Origin of the sequence: Neobacillus niacini (assembly GCF_019749295.1) — a bacterium.
Classification (GTDB): domain Bacteria; phylum Bacillota; class Bacilli; order Bacillales; family Cytobacillaceae; genus Neobacillus; species Neobacillus niacini_D.
This window is the reverse complement of record NZ_JACWFG010000002.1, coordinates 1-14,883: the sequence shown is the minus strand read 5'-3', so window position 1 is coordinate 14,883 and position 14,883 is coordinate 1. Positions and strand designations below refer to the sequence as shown.

Here is a 14,883-nt window from a genome sequence, read left to right as displayed (position 1 = left end):
GTATCGCAGTGCTATTAGGTGTTTTATCTGCTGTTCTTATCATTGGCGGTATAGCTAAAATACTAAACATTATCTAATTCTATAAACATATCATTGATATAAGGCTAATTTGGGGGTTGTTATGAGTAGAGTCAGCGTAATCATTGCAGACAATGATCTAAACTATATAAAATCTGTTTCTAGTTTCATACGAACATCTGATTTTAGCAGTCAGCTTGCAGTAAAATATTTTGACAATGAATCAGATTTGAATACATATTTGCAAGGAAAATCAAAAACCAATATCTTACTAACCACGCCAGAATTAATCCCTCTCGATACTTCAAGGATAGAAACACTTATCGTCCTTTCCGAAACTCAAACGGACCAATATAAGTCCCACACAGCATTATTAAAATATCAACCTTTAACGATGTTATTAACTAATGCCTTAGCAGAGTTTTATGAACAAAACAAAGTCGAGAAAATTACACGGTCATCTAATGCTTCTGCAAAGATTATTTCTGTGTATTCTCCCATTGGCGGTTCAGGTAAAACAACAATAGCAGTTAATTTATCACGCTGCATTGCAAGTCAGGGGCAGCGTGTTTTTTATTTTAATCTAGAACTAGTAAGTTCATTGCCATTGTTCTTTGATACTGAAGGAGTAGCCGATTCTTCTGAGGTTTTTTATTTTTCAAAAGCAAAAGGTGAGCAATTGGATACGAAACTGGAGACCTTGATTCGTAAAGATGGTCACACTGTGGATTACTTTAATATCCAATCCCGCCCAGAAGAAATCTATGATACAACCGAAAAAGATATCGGGAATATTCTCACTTCATTGAAGAACCGAGGAGTTTACGATTATATTATCATCGATCTAGACTCATCCCTAGATGAGCGGGTGCTTGCCAGCTTAAAGTTGAGCCACGTAACGTTATGGCCGCTTGTGTTAGATGTCCAAAGTTTCCATAAGTCAAAGTCTGCTCTTGAAGGGTATAAAAGGATTCTTCAAGATGATGATTTTCAATTTAAGGTTGAGTTTATTCTTAATAAATACTTAGGTGAAAATAATATTCCTTCCCCATTATTAGAATATGGGTTGGAAATCAATTATCAACTGCCTTATGTTTCGGAATGGAAGACAATTGGCGATGGTGACTCACTTACTTCACATCGCTTTTATAATGACCAAATAAATAAGTTATACCAAAAGCTTTTAGAGAAAAATAGAGGTGTCTTAGTTGATTGATGAAAGCCAAATAGAAAAGCTAAGAGGGGAAATTCACGATATCATCACTTCAACAGATCGATTTGATGGTGAAGATGGAGACAAAAAGGTATTTGAGTTAGTAGAAAGCAAAGTGCTGGAATTTTCCAAAGAGGCCTACATGACGGCCACGCAGAAACTTCAGCTCATCAACCGTATCTATGCGACACTGCGCGGACTTGATGTTCTCCAGCCTTTAATTGATGACACTTCCATTACCGAGATTATGATCAATAGTCATAAGGAAATCTTCGTTGAACGAGACGGTCGAGTCTATCAAGAAAAAGTTGCATTCGAAAGTGAAGAAAAGCTGGATCAAATTATCAAAAGAATTGTAGGTAAAGTCAATCGTATTGTCAATGAAAGCAGTCCGATTGTCGATGCGAGATTGCTCGATGGTTCACGTGTTAACGTCGTGTTACCTCCTATTGCCCTTAAAGGGCCAACCATGACGATTCGTAAATTCCCAGAGAAACCGGTCACCATCCAAGATCTTATTAAATGGGGTGCATTGCCGCAGGAGGTTTCAGATTTCCTTGAAAAATTGGTTATGGCTAAATTAAACATCTTTATTGGCGGCGGAACAGGTTCCGGTAAAACAACCTTCCTGAATGTGTTGTCCAACTTTATCCCAAAGGACGAACGGATTATTACAATCGAGGACTCTGCCGAATTACAAATTAAGAATGTCCCCAACCTAGTAAGCATGGAAACACGTAATGCCAACACCGAGGGGAAAGGGGAAATCAATATTCGTGATTTAATCAAGTCCTCTCTCCGTATGCGGCCAGACCGAATTGTTGTGGGTGAGGTACGGGGTCCAGAGGCCCTTGATATGCTGCAAGCAATGAATACTGGTCATGATGGCTCCTTATCCACCGGACACGCCAATTCCGTTGTAGATATGTTAAGTCGTTTAGAAACCATGGTATTGAGCGGGGCAGCCCTTCCCATACAGGTAATCCGCAAACAAATCAGTTCTGCGATTGACATCATGGTCCATTTAGGGCGTTTGCGGGATAAATCAAGAAAAGTAATTGCCATCAGTGAAGTGTTGGATGTTGTGAATGGAGAAATTCAACTGAATCCCTTGTTTGAATTTATTGAAGAAGGTGAAGTGGACGGGAAAGTGATTGGAAGCTTACAGCCCACAGGTAATAAAATCATCCATGATTTCAAACTAAAAATGGCAGGTATTAACCCTGATACTTTAAAGTACTAGAGGAAGTGGATAGATGGAAATCATTATTTTTGCTGTAGCAGCAGTGAGCATAACCGGATTAATCTTTGTCTTGATGGATAAACGTAAAAAAAATAGTGATGCCGGGTCAAAAGAAACGAGTTCGTCTGATTTAAATATAAAAAAGAGTAACAGCCCGGAACTTATTGATTACTCTGTATATCACTTGTCAAAAAATGAAAAAATAACAGCTATTTTAGTTGGCGCATTTTTCTGTTTCCTAGTAGGCTATCTCTTTTATATGAATGTAATCGTTGCCGCAATTTTTTCATTACTAGGATTCTACTTTACTAAGATTAGAAGAGTACAACTCAGAGATAAAAGAAAAAGGGAACTGACATTGCAATTTAAACAAATGCTCTTTTCACTTTCCTCCGCCCTTTCTGCAGGAAAATCGGTTGATCAGGCTTTTAAGGAAATTGTAAAAGACCTTCGTTTATTATATCCGGACCCGAATACATACATCATCCGTGAATTAGAACTCATCAATAGAAGAATTGCAAACGGCGATAATATTGTAAGTGCAATCAAGGATTTCAGTGACAGAGCCGATAGCGATGATATTACGAATTTTTCCGACGTATTCATTACGAGTACGAGTACGGGTGGAGACCTTGTAGAAATTATTAGCAGAACGTCCACCATTATTAGTGAAAAACTAGAAGTACAGCAAGAAATACAAATCCTAGTCTCTGGGAAAAAGCTAGAGTCTAACGTTTTAATTCTGGCGCCATTAGGGATTATCGCCTTTATGTCATTTGCAGGAAATGGATACATGGATCCATTGTACGAATTCCCTGGAGCTGGACCGGTTATCATGACTGCTTGTATTGCCGTCTTGGGTTTTGTTTATTGGGTGCTTCGAAAAATTATGGATATTAGGGTGTGAGTTATGCTAGGAATCTATATTTACCTAGGGGTTTTATTGATTATCTTTTTAGCCTTTTATGTAAGTGGCAGAAAGAACTATAAGGAATTTATCGAAGAATATAAGGCTGATTTTAAGTTTACTGTTTTTGCCCCGATGGCGCTTTCGATGATTGATAAATTAAAAATTATTGAACGCTTTTCTAGTCAAATTACAGGCGTGAATCAAAAAGTGATTCAAGTTTATGACTATCGCCGCGGTCCTGGGTTTACGAAAATGCATATTGCTGAACTCATCTCTATTTCATTTGTTTGTTTATTGTTTAGCGCTCTATTTGGGGCTGCCGATGGCGGGTTCGAAATGATTGTCTTTGGATTGGTATTAGCCATTCTATTACCCATCTTACTCAATAAACAGCTTGACGATAAAATCAAGAAGAGAAAAGAAGATATTATCATAGAGTTACCGGAGTTTGTTAGTAAGGTTATTCTCTTGGCGAATGCCGGCTCTAATATCGAAAAGGCGATTGTAAGAACCGTAAGTCAAAGAAAAGATGCTAATACACATCCCTTGTATCGTGAACTAAAAGAAGTAGCGGCAGGGATTAATAATAATGGTAATTTTGCAGAAATTATGGAGCAGTTTAATAAGCGCTGCGGCGTGCAGGAGGTTTCTGTCTTAACTTCTACGATTCTATTAAACTACAAACGAGGCAGTGAACTGATTATATCTTTAAGGCACTTATCACGTGAACTCTGGGAAAAACGGAAGACCGTTGCAAAAATACGTGGTGAGCAAGCTTCAACAAAACTAGTTTTTCCAATGGTTATCATCTTTATCGTGGTACTCGTTATTATTGGGTACCCGGCGATGTCCATGATGTAAATATATAGAATCTAGAGAGATTAGAGGAGGAAGTAAAAATGAAAAAGGTAAAAGAAATGGTTAAGAAGTTCTGGAACGATGAGGAAGGTCTTGGAATTGTAGAAATCCTATTAATTCTTGCCGTAATTATTGGCTTAGCACTCATTTTTAGAGACCAAATTACCTCAATGGTTGAAAAGATCTTCAAGAGTAACAATGATAAAATGGATGACTTGTTAAAGTAGATAAAACAAAAGTATTCTTTAAAAAGAAAGAGGGTTATATCGATGTTATGCCCTTTCATTAAAAAGCTAAAACATAATGATAAGGGAAGTTTTGTTATTGAAGCTTCCCTTATTTTTCCGATTATTTTCTTCATTATTATAGGGATCTTATATTTAAGTATCTATATCTATGAAAATGTCCAATTATATTCTTATGCCAATAAGGCTGCAAACCGAATTTCGTATGTGTGGACAAATAGCCATATGGATATTGTGACAGGTGAATTAGATTCACCAGGCGCAAGTGATGGTCTATATTGGCGTTTAACGGATGATCAATTACTTGGTCAGTTAATTGGAAGCGGCGGATCAAATTCTGCCGTTACGCTTGGCTCAGGTTCAGGCGGTGACCTTGTCAGTAGAAAGCTTTCTAAGATTACTGGTTCTGCCCTATCTGGTTCGGTATCGGGTAAAGTCTATTATGAAAACGATATTGCCGAAAAAAGAGTGTATGTTGAGTTGAATAAGCAGCTCCCTTTTCCAAATTTCGTTGAAAAACTTCTTGGCAGCGATGTAAAAGTCAAAGCAAGTGCAACGATCACTGACCCAGTTGAGTTTATCCGTACTGTCGAACTAATCAAGGTTTATGCAAAAGAATTACAAGGAAATGTACAAATCCTTAACAGCCAAAAGGCCAATGAACAAACTGGCGGAGGCAAGTAAAAATAAGGCGTTTTCCAGTAGTACGGAGGGATATATTTGAAAACTCTTTTTAAATCTGAAAAGGGTGTTGTTTCCATCTTTCTGATTTTAATTATTTTAGTTGTATTTATCTTTAATGCGGTTTTAATTGATTACGCCCGAATTTTTATTGCTGAAAAACAAACGGAGCGTGCGGTTAAAACAGGTGTACGCTCAGCCATGGCTGCCTTTGATAAAACACTTCTTCCATACGGACTGTATGGGATGAAGGAAGATCCGAAGAAAATCTTTGAGGATGTAGTCAAGAAAAATCTAGACGTCAAAGATGCAGACTTCCAATTTGTCGATACTAAATTAGAGAGTTCTTCTGTAGCGAAGTCTGGAGCGGATTTCACACTAGCGAATCTCGATGTGTACGAAGAACAAGTCTTGCAAAATATGAAGTATATTGCTCCTATTGAATATACAAAGATTATTCTTGAAAAATTTAATATGGATAAATTGCAGCAAGATGTGGCAGGAGCTTCAGCTTTTGTTGATGTAATGAGTCAGGTAGAACCACTTTATAACGATAGGGAAAAGGCGTTAGATCAGGTGGAAACCCTGATTGGTCAAATCAAAACAAGTATCGAAAACAAAGATATGGCCGACAAGATTACCACATCCCGAAAAGATGTACCAGCGAATGAGCAAAATTGGAAGGCATTAGGGGTAATCCAAGTCCTACAGGATATTATTGCTCAGTTGGATATCCTAGCATTGGCCGTTGGTGAGATTGGCATTAAAAAGCTGGAATTAAAGGAAAAAGAGAAGGCTCCTGAAGGGGAGACAGAAGAAGAGAAGAAGAAAAGAGAAGAAGAGATAAAGGAAATAGAACAGCAAATCGCCGATCTGAAAAAATTAGTGGATGACTATAAAAAGAATTCTATGAAATTGGCAGGGGAAGTGGAGAAGCACTTTCAAAATCTTGCCAATAACCAATTATCAAAGGCAGTTCAACAATTAAATATTGCCATTGAGAAAAACGACCAAATTAAGAGTTTGGTAGATCAGGAAGTAGCAAGCAGAGGCAGATCTACTGAGGGAATTAACCTGACAGAAATGTACTATGACCCCAAAATTATGACCAAGTGGAAAGACTTATTATCCCAAGCTAGTGATGATGTTGACCAAGTAGCATTGAATGCTACTTCGATTAAAAATGCTTTTAATGGGGAGCTAAATTGGGAAAAAGCGGATACGCTTGTTGCAAAATTAGGGGCAGGATTAATTGGAATCCATGACATTGCTGATAGCTATAATGCTGCCAAGCCAAGTGTGTTAGCCTTCCACAGTAATTTTATGACGAACAGGCAAAGATTGTCTGAATCGGAACAGAACCAAAAGGATGAAAAAGAAAAGGCAGCTGAAAAAGAAATGGATGCTGCAAAAGAGCAGCATGATAAGGCTGTTGGTATGGTCGCCGATTTAGCGGAGCAAGATGCCATTTATAAAGCAGTCCATGATAAGTTTTTAGCATACCAAAGCGTAAATAATGGTATTGCTGAGGCGAAAGCGGCAGAGGTAGATTTAGACGATTATAATAAAGCCGCTGATTCCGCCATGGGTATTATGGATGCCATCATGGGTTCTATCAGTAAGGGCCTTTATTCCTTTAGAGATGAAATCTATTTTAATGAGTATGTGTTGAGAAATTTCACTACTGGTGAACCTTATTCGATTACCAATAAAGAATCCTATTATTTTGCTAAAAAAGAAGTAGAATACATTATTTATGGATTCCCGATGGCCTATGCCAACTATGCGGCCGCTTATTCACAGTTATTCGGTATGCGTTTTGCAATGCATATGGTCAGCCAATTAATGGATCCAGCAACAAAAGCATTAGGACATCCTGCTTTAATCTTTATTGTAGCTGTTGCAGCAGCCCTAACAGGTACAGTAAGGGACATGCGATTGATGACGGATATGGGCAGAACAACTGAGTTTTTCCCGCCATTCATTGCAAAAAAATTCGGTAAGTTTGGAGCTGAATTTATGGTTAGTTATCGAGACCATATCCGATTCTTCCTCTTAACGAATGGAAAACATGAAAATAAAATGATGCGAACTCAAGCCGTTACGGATTTTAAAACGGGAGTGGATTTATCAAAGCGGCCTGTTCAGGCTGTAGGCGAGGTAACAAGCTCGGTTGATTTGTGGTTCTTGCCAGGAGTTGCAGATTTCTTAGGAAAGACAGGCGTACTAAATGGTCAAGTAGTGGATAAGGACCGTTTTGAATTTACGAAAAAGGGTGCTTTTTCTTATTAAGGAGGAGGATAAAAGTTGTTACTACTCAAAAAAGAAAACGGAAGTATTATTGTAGAGGCTTCCTTAGTCCTCCCCATATTCCTTTTATTTGTTATCTTTCTAACGAGTATGGTCAAGTTAGGTATCTACGATGGAGCCGTTGACCATGCTACGGCGGAAGCAACAAAACAGATTGCAACACATGTGTACCCAGTGGTTGTGATTAACGATATGGCCAAAACAGCTTTTGAAGGCACGCATGTGGGGCAGCAATTTAAGTATTACGCAGATACTGCCAAAGATATGAAGGCAAAAGTGGATAGTAATGTAGGACTCCTGAGCGGAATGTTTAATTCCTCCATTGGAAAATACTACAACATACCTTTTGATAAATTGAAAGAGCTCCTTAACTCAGGAATCCCGCTTACCGGTGGAGCAGCAGCTGCATTTGAACCCTTAGTTCTCCACTACATGGATGTGAATATATCCAACGAAGAGGACTTGAAAGTTACAAAGGTAGAATTGCCGAATTTGTTAACTAGTAATGGCTCTCCTTACTTTGGGATGGAAGTAACCTATAAAGTTGACCTTCCCCTGCCATTTGTAAAAAAACAGTTAGAAATAAAAAAACAAGCCTATGAGCATGTTTGGATTGGAAAGTAGAAAGGATTGACCTTATGGCTTTATATTTTTATCCATTCATCATTTTCCTGCTTACTGCCTTATTTTTTGATGGAAGATTCGGGAGAATCCCTAATTGGTTAACTGTAAGCGGGGCGGTGCTGGGGTTACTATTCCATGTTGTGTTAAATGGTATAAATGGACTGATATTTTCTGTTATCGGGCTCGCGGCTGGATTTGTTCTTATGTTAATTCTATATTTATTCAAAGCCATTGGTGCCGGAGATGTAAAACTATTTGGAGCCATTGGTGCATTTTCTGGAATTGAGTTTACACTATACGGAATTATGTACTCTGTCATCTATGCAGGATTGATTGGTCTCGTACTGTTAATTCTTCGAAGAGACTTTTTCAGACGGATGCTGGGTGTTTTTTATAAGATTCTAGAATTAAAGAGTTCTTCTACTAAAGAAGAGGTATTAGAGGAGTACAAGAAAAAAGAGGCATTAACCTTTCCATTCATGTACGCCGTAATTCCAGGAATGATTACAACCTATTATTATGTCATTTTATAAAAAGGAGGGGGAGAATTAGTGAGCAAGCTTTATTCTTTAGACTACCGACAATATGAAAGTGGTCAAAATACATTTATTGAAGTTTATAAAGATAAACCTTCCATTACTAGTCAGGAATTAGATGATTTATCTGTCAAAATGATTCAGGCTAATTCGATTCCTTTATTAATACCTTTAGAAATGGAAGAAATTAATTTAGATGTAACCTTACATTATCAGGTTACGGGTCTGCAGCCTTTATCTAGTTACATTCAAAACAGGAAGATTAGTGCGAAAGAATTCTTCGAATTACTGAATAAGATCTTAATGAAATTGGAAGAAAGCAAAGAATACTTGCTGGACGAAAGTAAGTTTGTCATTAACAGTGATTTTATTTATGTAAGAAATAGTTTTGACGACATGCGTTTTATGTATATTCCCCTAAAAGAAATTCATTCTAAACCCGCTTTTCAAGATGAATTTCGAGAATTAATGATTCACCTTATCGGTAATGTCACGAATCTAACAGGGAATGGCTTTCAGGAAATCTTAAATTACCTGAAACGTTCTGATTTCAAAATGGATCAACTGCGTATGCTTCTGGATAAGCATATTCATACTGCTGGCAGCTACAATCACACTCCTCAATATGACAAAAACATTCCAGCGCAGGAGGAAAGGGTGCCTGTACAGCAGCCAGTAAACCCTTCTATGAGTAGTCACAAACAACCAAAGCTTGCGTTTGGCAAGAAAAAGGTTGCAGCACCCGGTAAGCCTATTAATGAAAAGCAGGTTAAGGTTTCGGATGCTGCTGTAAAAAGCGGGAACGCTAAAATGTCTTCAGAAAGGGTCAAGTTCATTACGATTTCTGCATCCATTTTAGTCATAGCCCTAATTTGGAAAATGTATATAGACAATCCTAGTGAAGGTTTACTATTCATTTCTAGTGGATTATCCATATTAACGGTTGATCTTGCCTTTATTATCCTAGCGATTATTAAGCCAGGAAGTACGACTGAGCAAGATAGTGAACACTCCAAAGGGAAGAAAAAAGAGAAAGTAGCAAAACAAAAGAAAAGCAAGAAGACTAAAAATAATGACGCCGTACCAAAAGAAATCGCAAGCAGCAGCTCACAAGATGGGACTCTTTCCAATGAGGTGCTGTATCAAAATCCTGATGAGTATTATCAAAACCTGCAAAATCAAACAACGTTATTATCGAAGCCCAATGTGGTAAAAGAAGAAATAGCGGCTACTGTACTTCTATCGGATGTAAATAGTCAGAGCAAACCGTACCCTTACCTTGAACTGAATCAACCGGGGGGCATTCAAAAAGTGACCATTGATAAAGAAGCTTTTATCTTTGGCAGAAACCCTGACACGTGTGACTATACGATACAAGTGAATGGAGTGTCGCGGACACATTTTGAAATTGTTTTGAAGAGCGGGGAATATGGAATAAGAGACTTAAACTCTAGTAACGGAACGAAACTGAATGATCAAAAACTTGTCCCTCATACCATCTACCCATTAAAAGACCAAGATCTGATTACCATTGCTAAACAACAATATACCTTTCGTAAAGGTTTCTAAAACAACATGAAAAGTGTTTGGGAATATGGGTTGTCAACACATGTTGGTCCTGTAAAAAAGGTCAATGAGGATCGATCATTTTTTCGTTATTCTACTCAAGGTAAAGGGCAGGATTATGCGATTGCCCTAATGGCTGACGGTATGGGCGGGTACCAAGCAGGCGATAAGGCAAGTGAATTGGCTATTTCTAAGATTAAACAATGGTGGGATCAAAATATTACTCACATCGTAAGTGGAAGGTTATCTCTATCTGCGAGTATCGAAAGCTTAAAAGCTGCTTTTTTTGAAATCAATGAGGAGTTAATCCAGATAAGCTATCAGGATGGAGTGATGGCCGGAACCACCTTATCTGTCATTCTATTCCACCAAAATCAATTTGGTATCTGTCACGTAGGAGACAGTCGAATCTATCAGATTTCTGCCAAAAAGATTTGCTCAACTCGTAAAATGAGTGAATATGCCTATGAGATTACACAGCCGCTCAGTGATCAATGCTTGCCGACTCAAGTATTAACTGAAAATGCGTGTAATCAAAAACCTGTAAACTCTAGTAATCTAGAAGGAATGATTCAACTTACTCATGATCATTCATGGGTAGAGACAGAGGTCCAAAAGGGCCGGTTAAACAGAGAAGAGGCAAGAGTGCACCCTAGGAGAAATGTCCTGTTGCAATGTTTGGGCATCGAACCCGGTCTTGATGTATTTGTTCAGGAAGGTTATAGTAACGAAGGAGATATTTTCTTACTTTGCAGCGATGGTTTTTACTCTCTTTTTTCTGATTCTAGTATCGAAAATCTCATTCTAAGTCGAACAAGTAAAAAAGTAAATTTACAGTCGATCACGGATGAGCTGGTGGAACTGGCCAATCAACAAAAGGACGCTGCAGATAATATTTCTGCGATGTTATTACAAAAGATAGCATTGGACCGAAAAGGCTTAAGAGATTTTTTTACTAATCTAATAAAAGCGTAAAGGATGGTAACAAATGAAAAAACTATACTTCTTACTAGCAGCCATACTAGTATTCTCTTTATTAGCAGCATGTTCAAAGGATAGTGAAGGTTCTAAATCTAAAGATGAAGGTACAAAAACCGAAGAAACAGGAACAGAAAAAGACGGTGAAGGTACAACAACTGACTCTGGCAAAGAGGACGGAGACGAGAGCAGTGATTCAGAAGTAAGCCCAAGTGACGAGATTAAGTACCTGAAAATGGGTGAAACAGGATTAATTAAATCTACTATCGGAAGCTATGAAGTTACTCCTGAAAGTGTCGATTTTATCGACAGTATTGAAGGAAAGACCTCTAGCTACGGAAAACTAATCGAAGCAACCATTCACTTTAAAAATGTTTCTGACAAGGCTATTGAGACTTCTTCAATTGTTTATAGTGATGGCAGAGTAATCCCATTATCTGATGAAGAAATCTATGCAATTGCCGTTCATATTACAGACGAAGTAGAATTCATCGAACCAAATCAAACCGTTACAATGAAAATCGTCTATGATGCCTTAGAAGACAAAGAATACCACCTCGCATTTGGTGATGGTTTGACTTCAAATGAAATTCATTGGGAGTTTGCGGGAAAATAGGCTGGTGTGGGTTTCTGCCGAAAGCTAATTTTTCATATAATAATATAATTGGAAAAGTCAGTAAAGGGTTGTGCTTAGCACACCCTTTTTTTATTTGCGGAGCTGTGGAGACATATCTTGTGGCCGGCATTAACTATAATATAAGTCGTGAGATCTGCCCTAAGGACTAGATGAAAATAGTTCTCAATTACCTATTGACATGATTTGTCTGAAAATATATTATATTAATTGTGATAATGATAATCATTTTCAACTAGAATGAAAATAAAGAGGGGCTGATATAGAATTATTTGGTAGACAGATAGATTTTTCTAACCAGCTAGAATGGTCGATACACAACGACTGTACATAAGTATTTTGGTTAAATTTCATTAAAAAGGAGACGAAAAGGATGAAAAAACTACGTTTTATATCTATTATGTTCACATTGATTTTATTGTTAGCTGCTTGCGGCAGCACAGAGGAAACCAGCAAATCTTCAGGTTCTGAAGGAGAAAAAACAGAAGAAAAAACAAAAGAAGTCACAATCACTCATAAATACGGAGAGGTTACCATTGAGAAGAACCCTAAGAAAGTAGTTGTTTTTGACTTTGGAGTACTTGACGCATTGGATACATTTGGTGTTGAAATAGCAGCTCTTCCACAAGCAATCGTACCAAAGACTTTGGAGAAATACGCAGGTTCTGAATATACGAATGTCGGGAGCTTAAAAGAACCTGATTTTGAAGCGCTGCACGAATTACAGCCAGATGTTATTTTCATTTCAGGAAGACAAGCAGAGCTATATGATCAATTTGCAGAAATTGCTCCAACGGTGTTTGTAGAAGTAGATTATGCAAACTACATGTCCTCCCTTGAAAAGAATTTCAAGCTCTTAGCTGAGGTTTTTGAAAGGGAAGACGTGCTTAATTCTAAAATGGATGAGTTAAAAGCAAGCATTGAAACGCTAAATAAAGAAGCTTCTGCAGATGACAGCAAAGCATTAATTTTATTGGCGAATGAAGGAAAAGTAAGTGCCTATGGACCAGGTTCACGCTATGGATTTGTGCATGATGTGTTTGGTTTCAAGGCAGTCGACGAAAACCTTGAAGTTTCACAGCACGGTCAAAGTGTCACGTTTGAATATATCTTAGAAAAAAATCCAGATGTTCTCTTTGTTATCGACCGATCTGCCGCAGTTGGCGGGGAAGTAGGAGCCAAAGAAACCATCGAAAATGAGCTAGTACAGAAAACAAATGCGTATAAAAATGGAAAGATTGTATACTTAGACGCAGTGAACTGGTACATCGCAGGAAATGGGATTACTTCAACACAATCTATGGTAGAAGAAGTCAAAGCAGCATTAGAATAGAAAAATACTATCATTCTTGGCCACTGTAACATAACAGTGGTCATTTTTCTATTCATCCCCGACAAAGTTTAAGGTATTTCAAACAAAGCAGATTTTTTTTGTAATTTACTTTAATTTGGAAACCCTATTATTATTAACTTGTGTTGGGGGATTTCTTATGGAGTCGATTATTAAGAGTTTAGATCTAAACGCAAAGGGACTTTGGCTGCCAGTTTTACTTGGGATTGTATTATTAGCATATGCTCTTCTCATGCCTAAGAAGGAGATCAGTTGGAGAGAGCTTTATATTACCATAGGGGTGATTGGCTTTGCCACTTGGGTGTCGGATAGCATCTTTGCAAAGTATTTAGATTTGGTTGATTTCGGTGACCCAAATATTGTAGGAATAGGTGAATTTATCACATACAACTTCGTTCCTTCATCACTCTCAGTTATTTATTTGAATTATTTTAAAAGAGATCATAAATGGAAATTGGCTATTATATTTACAGTTCTTTCTTTCTTAATTGAATGGGCGGTGGCAAAGGCAGGGTATATGAAGCTTACTCATTGGAACCATCTGTTTAGTATTCCTATTTTCTTTCTTGTGTATAGGTACATTCTGCCCCTGCACGCAAACATCATAAAATGTAATAAAGAACATCTTTAACAACGGACGTAATTCCAGCAAGGAGTAACGTCTGTTTTTTTTTCGCGGCATTTCATCGATAAAGATTGTCAAAGAGTAAAATAAAAGGTACTAAATACAGTTACGTATATTCATAATTTTTTCTAAAAATGGCAAAATAAAGATGTTTATAAATTGGAGGGGGTGGTACATATTGGGTAAAAAAGAGAAAGTAAAAAAACCATTTTATAAAAAGTGGTGGGTATGGGTTATTGCTGTTATTATCGTTTATGCCATTTTTGGCGGCGGAGAAGATACAACAGAAGTGAAAGAGGAAGAAAATACGAAAACTGTAGATGAAGAAGCATTTAAAGCGTACGCCCAAAATATTATGGGTCGTACTTTTATTAAAACAATTTCAGTCACAGAAAACAAAGGTTTAATAAAATTTTACGGCTCTTATGATGAATTTAAACAAGCTAAACCAGACAGCCCATTAACAGAGGAAGAGTACAAAGGGTATTTTGAAACAGGAGATGCAATTGAAAAGATTTTTGTAGGTGAAAATGTAAGGCTGCTGCGTCAATTTCCTGATTTAGACTCCACTTCAATGGTTTTACCTTATGGCGGGAAAACATATTCCGTGGATTTAGATCGTAAAGAGGTCAATGACTATTTAGGATTTAAGGTAGAGGAACTAAGTGTAGAGGAAAGAACATGGCATGAGAAATTTAGTAACCCTATTCTTGGCGATGATGGAAAAAGAAAGGAGTTCTTTGATACGTTTGTAAAGGTCAAATAGGATTTACAACGCTAAATAAGGCTGCCTTGTGTCTTATATAGCGTTTTTATTTTATTAAAGGCTCTGGTTATTATTCATTGTTGATTTTCGTGTAGGGTTGAGAAATCATAGGCGGAGAATTTCCGGCTATTGGATAAAGTCCATATAATTGTGTAAAAAGAAAGAGTCATTTTATTCACTCTTGGCAACACTGTTTTCAGCGACGATAAACAATGAAAAGAGGAAATAAAATGACTCACTTACAGTTTAACCTAGATTTAGACCATTTAAAAGATTCCGTTATCAATTCTAACTTAGATATGGTGATTAAATCAGCGATTGTCTT

The 14,883-nt window shown here is 37.4% G+C and carries 15 protein-coding genes; all 15 read left to right on the top strand.

What is annotated here, in order from left to right; all coding sequences use genetic code 11:
* The first annotated feature begins 121 nt into the window (after window positions 1-121).
* Window positions 122-1,234 carry an AAA family ATPase gene (locus H0184_RS03820; RefSeq protein WP_221821334.1) on the top strand — a complete coding sequence of 371 codons (1,113 nt, stop codon included), beginning with the start codon at window positions 122-124 and terminating at the stop codon, window positions 1,232-1,234.
* A complete protein-coding gene (locus H0184_RS03815; RefSeq protein ID WP_396953575.1) occupies window positions 1,230-2,474 on the top strand; it encodes a CpaF family protein in 1,245 nt (414 codons plus the stop codon). Before H0184_RS03820 ends, H0184_RS03815 begins: the two co-directional genes overlap by 5 nt.
* Before the next feature lie 13 nt (window positions 2,475-2,487).
* Window positions 2,488-3,381: a type II secretion system F family protein gene (locus tag H0184_RS03810; protein WP_221821330.1), complete on the top strand. Its 894-nt coding sequence runs from the start codon at window positions 2,488-2,490 to the stop codon at window positions 3,379-3,381.
* Between the two features lie 3 nt (window positions 3,382-3,384).
* Complete coding sequence (locus tag H0184_RS03805) at window positions 3,385-4,245, top strand: type II secretion system F family protein (RefSeq protein ID WP_221821328.1); 861 nt, start codon at window positions 3,385-3,387, stop codon at window positions 4,243-4,245.
* A 38-nt stretch (window positions 4,246-4,283) separates the two neighbouring features.
* Window positions 4,284-4,469, top strand: coding sequence for a Flp1 family type IVb pilin (locus H0184_RS03800; RefSeq protein WP_221821326.1), 186 nt, complete (start codon window positions 4,284-4,286; stop codon window positions 4,467-4,469).
* Between the two features lie 42 nt (window positions 4,470-4,511).
* Window positions 4,512-5,171, top strand: a complete 660-nt coding sequence (locus H0184_RS03795; RefSeq protein WP_221821324.1) for a TadE/TadG family type IV pilus assembly protein — start codon at window positions 4,512-4,514, stop codon at window positions 5,169-5,171.
* A gap of 36 nt (window positions 5,172-5,207) precedes the next feature.
* Entirely contained in the window at window positions 5,208-7,460 is a 2,253-nt protein-coding gene (locus H0184_RS03790; RefSeq protein WP_221821322.1) for a DUF5702 domain-containing protein, read from the top strand.
* Window positions 7,461-7,475: 15 nt separating this feature from the next.
* On the top strand, window positions 7,476-8,102 hold the full coding sequence (locus H0184_RS03785) for a TadE family protein (RefSeq protein WP_221821320.1): 627 nt from the start codon (window positions 7,476-7,478) through the stop codon (window positions 8,100-8,102).
* A gap of 14 nt (window positions 8,103-8,116) precedes the next feature.
* Window positions 8,117-8,635 carry an A24 family peptidase gene (locus tag H0184_RS03780; protein WP_221821318.1) on the top strand — a complete coding sequence of 173 codons (519 nt, stop codon included), beginning with the start codon at window positions 8,117-8,119 and terminating at the stop codon, window positions 8,633-8,635.
* Between the two features lie 18 nt (window positions 8,636-8,653).
* Entirely contained in the window at window positions 8,654-10,207 is a 1,554-nt protein-coding gene (locus H0184_RS27955; protein ID WP_221821315.1) for a DUF6382 domain-containing protein, read from the top strand.
* A 6-nt stretch (window positions 10,208-10,213) separates the two neighbouring features.
* Entirely contained in the window at window positions 10,214-11,179 is a 966-nt protein-coding gene (locus H0184_RS03770; RefSeq protein WP_221821313.1) for a PP2C family protein-serine/threonine phosphatase, read from the top strand.
* Between the two features lie 13 nt (window positions 11,180-11,192).
* Complete coding sequence (locus tag H0184_RS03765) at window positions 11,193-11,798, top strand: hypothetical protein (protein WP_221821311.1); 606 nt, start codon at window positions 11,193-11,195, stop codon at window positions 11,796-11,798.
* Between the two features lie 391 nt (window positions 11,799-12,189).
* Window positions 12,190-13,149 (top strand): siderophore ABC transporter substrate-binding protein, encoded by a 960-nt coding sequence (locus tag H0184_RS03760; protein WP_221821309.1) that lies wholly within the window; start codon window positions 12,190-12,192, stop codon window positions 13,147-13,149.
* Window positions 13,150-13,306: 157 nt separating this feature from the next.
* Window positions 13,307-13,798 (top strand): hypothetical protein, encoded by a 492-nt coding sequence (locus H0184_RS03755; RefSeq protein WP_221821307.1) that lies wholly within the window; start codon window positions 13,307-13,309, stop codon window positions 13,796-13,798.
* A 172-nt stretch (window positions 13,799-13,970) separates the two neighbouring features.
* A complete protein-coding gene (locus H0184_RS03750) occupies window positions 13,971-14,558 on the top strand; it encodes a hypothetical protein (protein ID WP_260631425.1) in 588 nt (195 codons plus the stop codon).
* Window positions 14,559-14,883 lie beyond the last annotated feature (325 nt).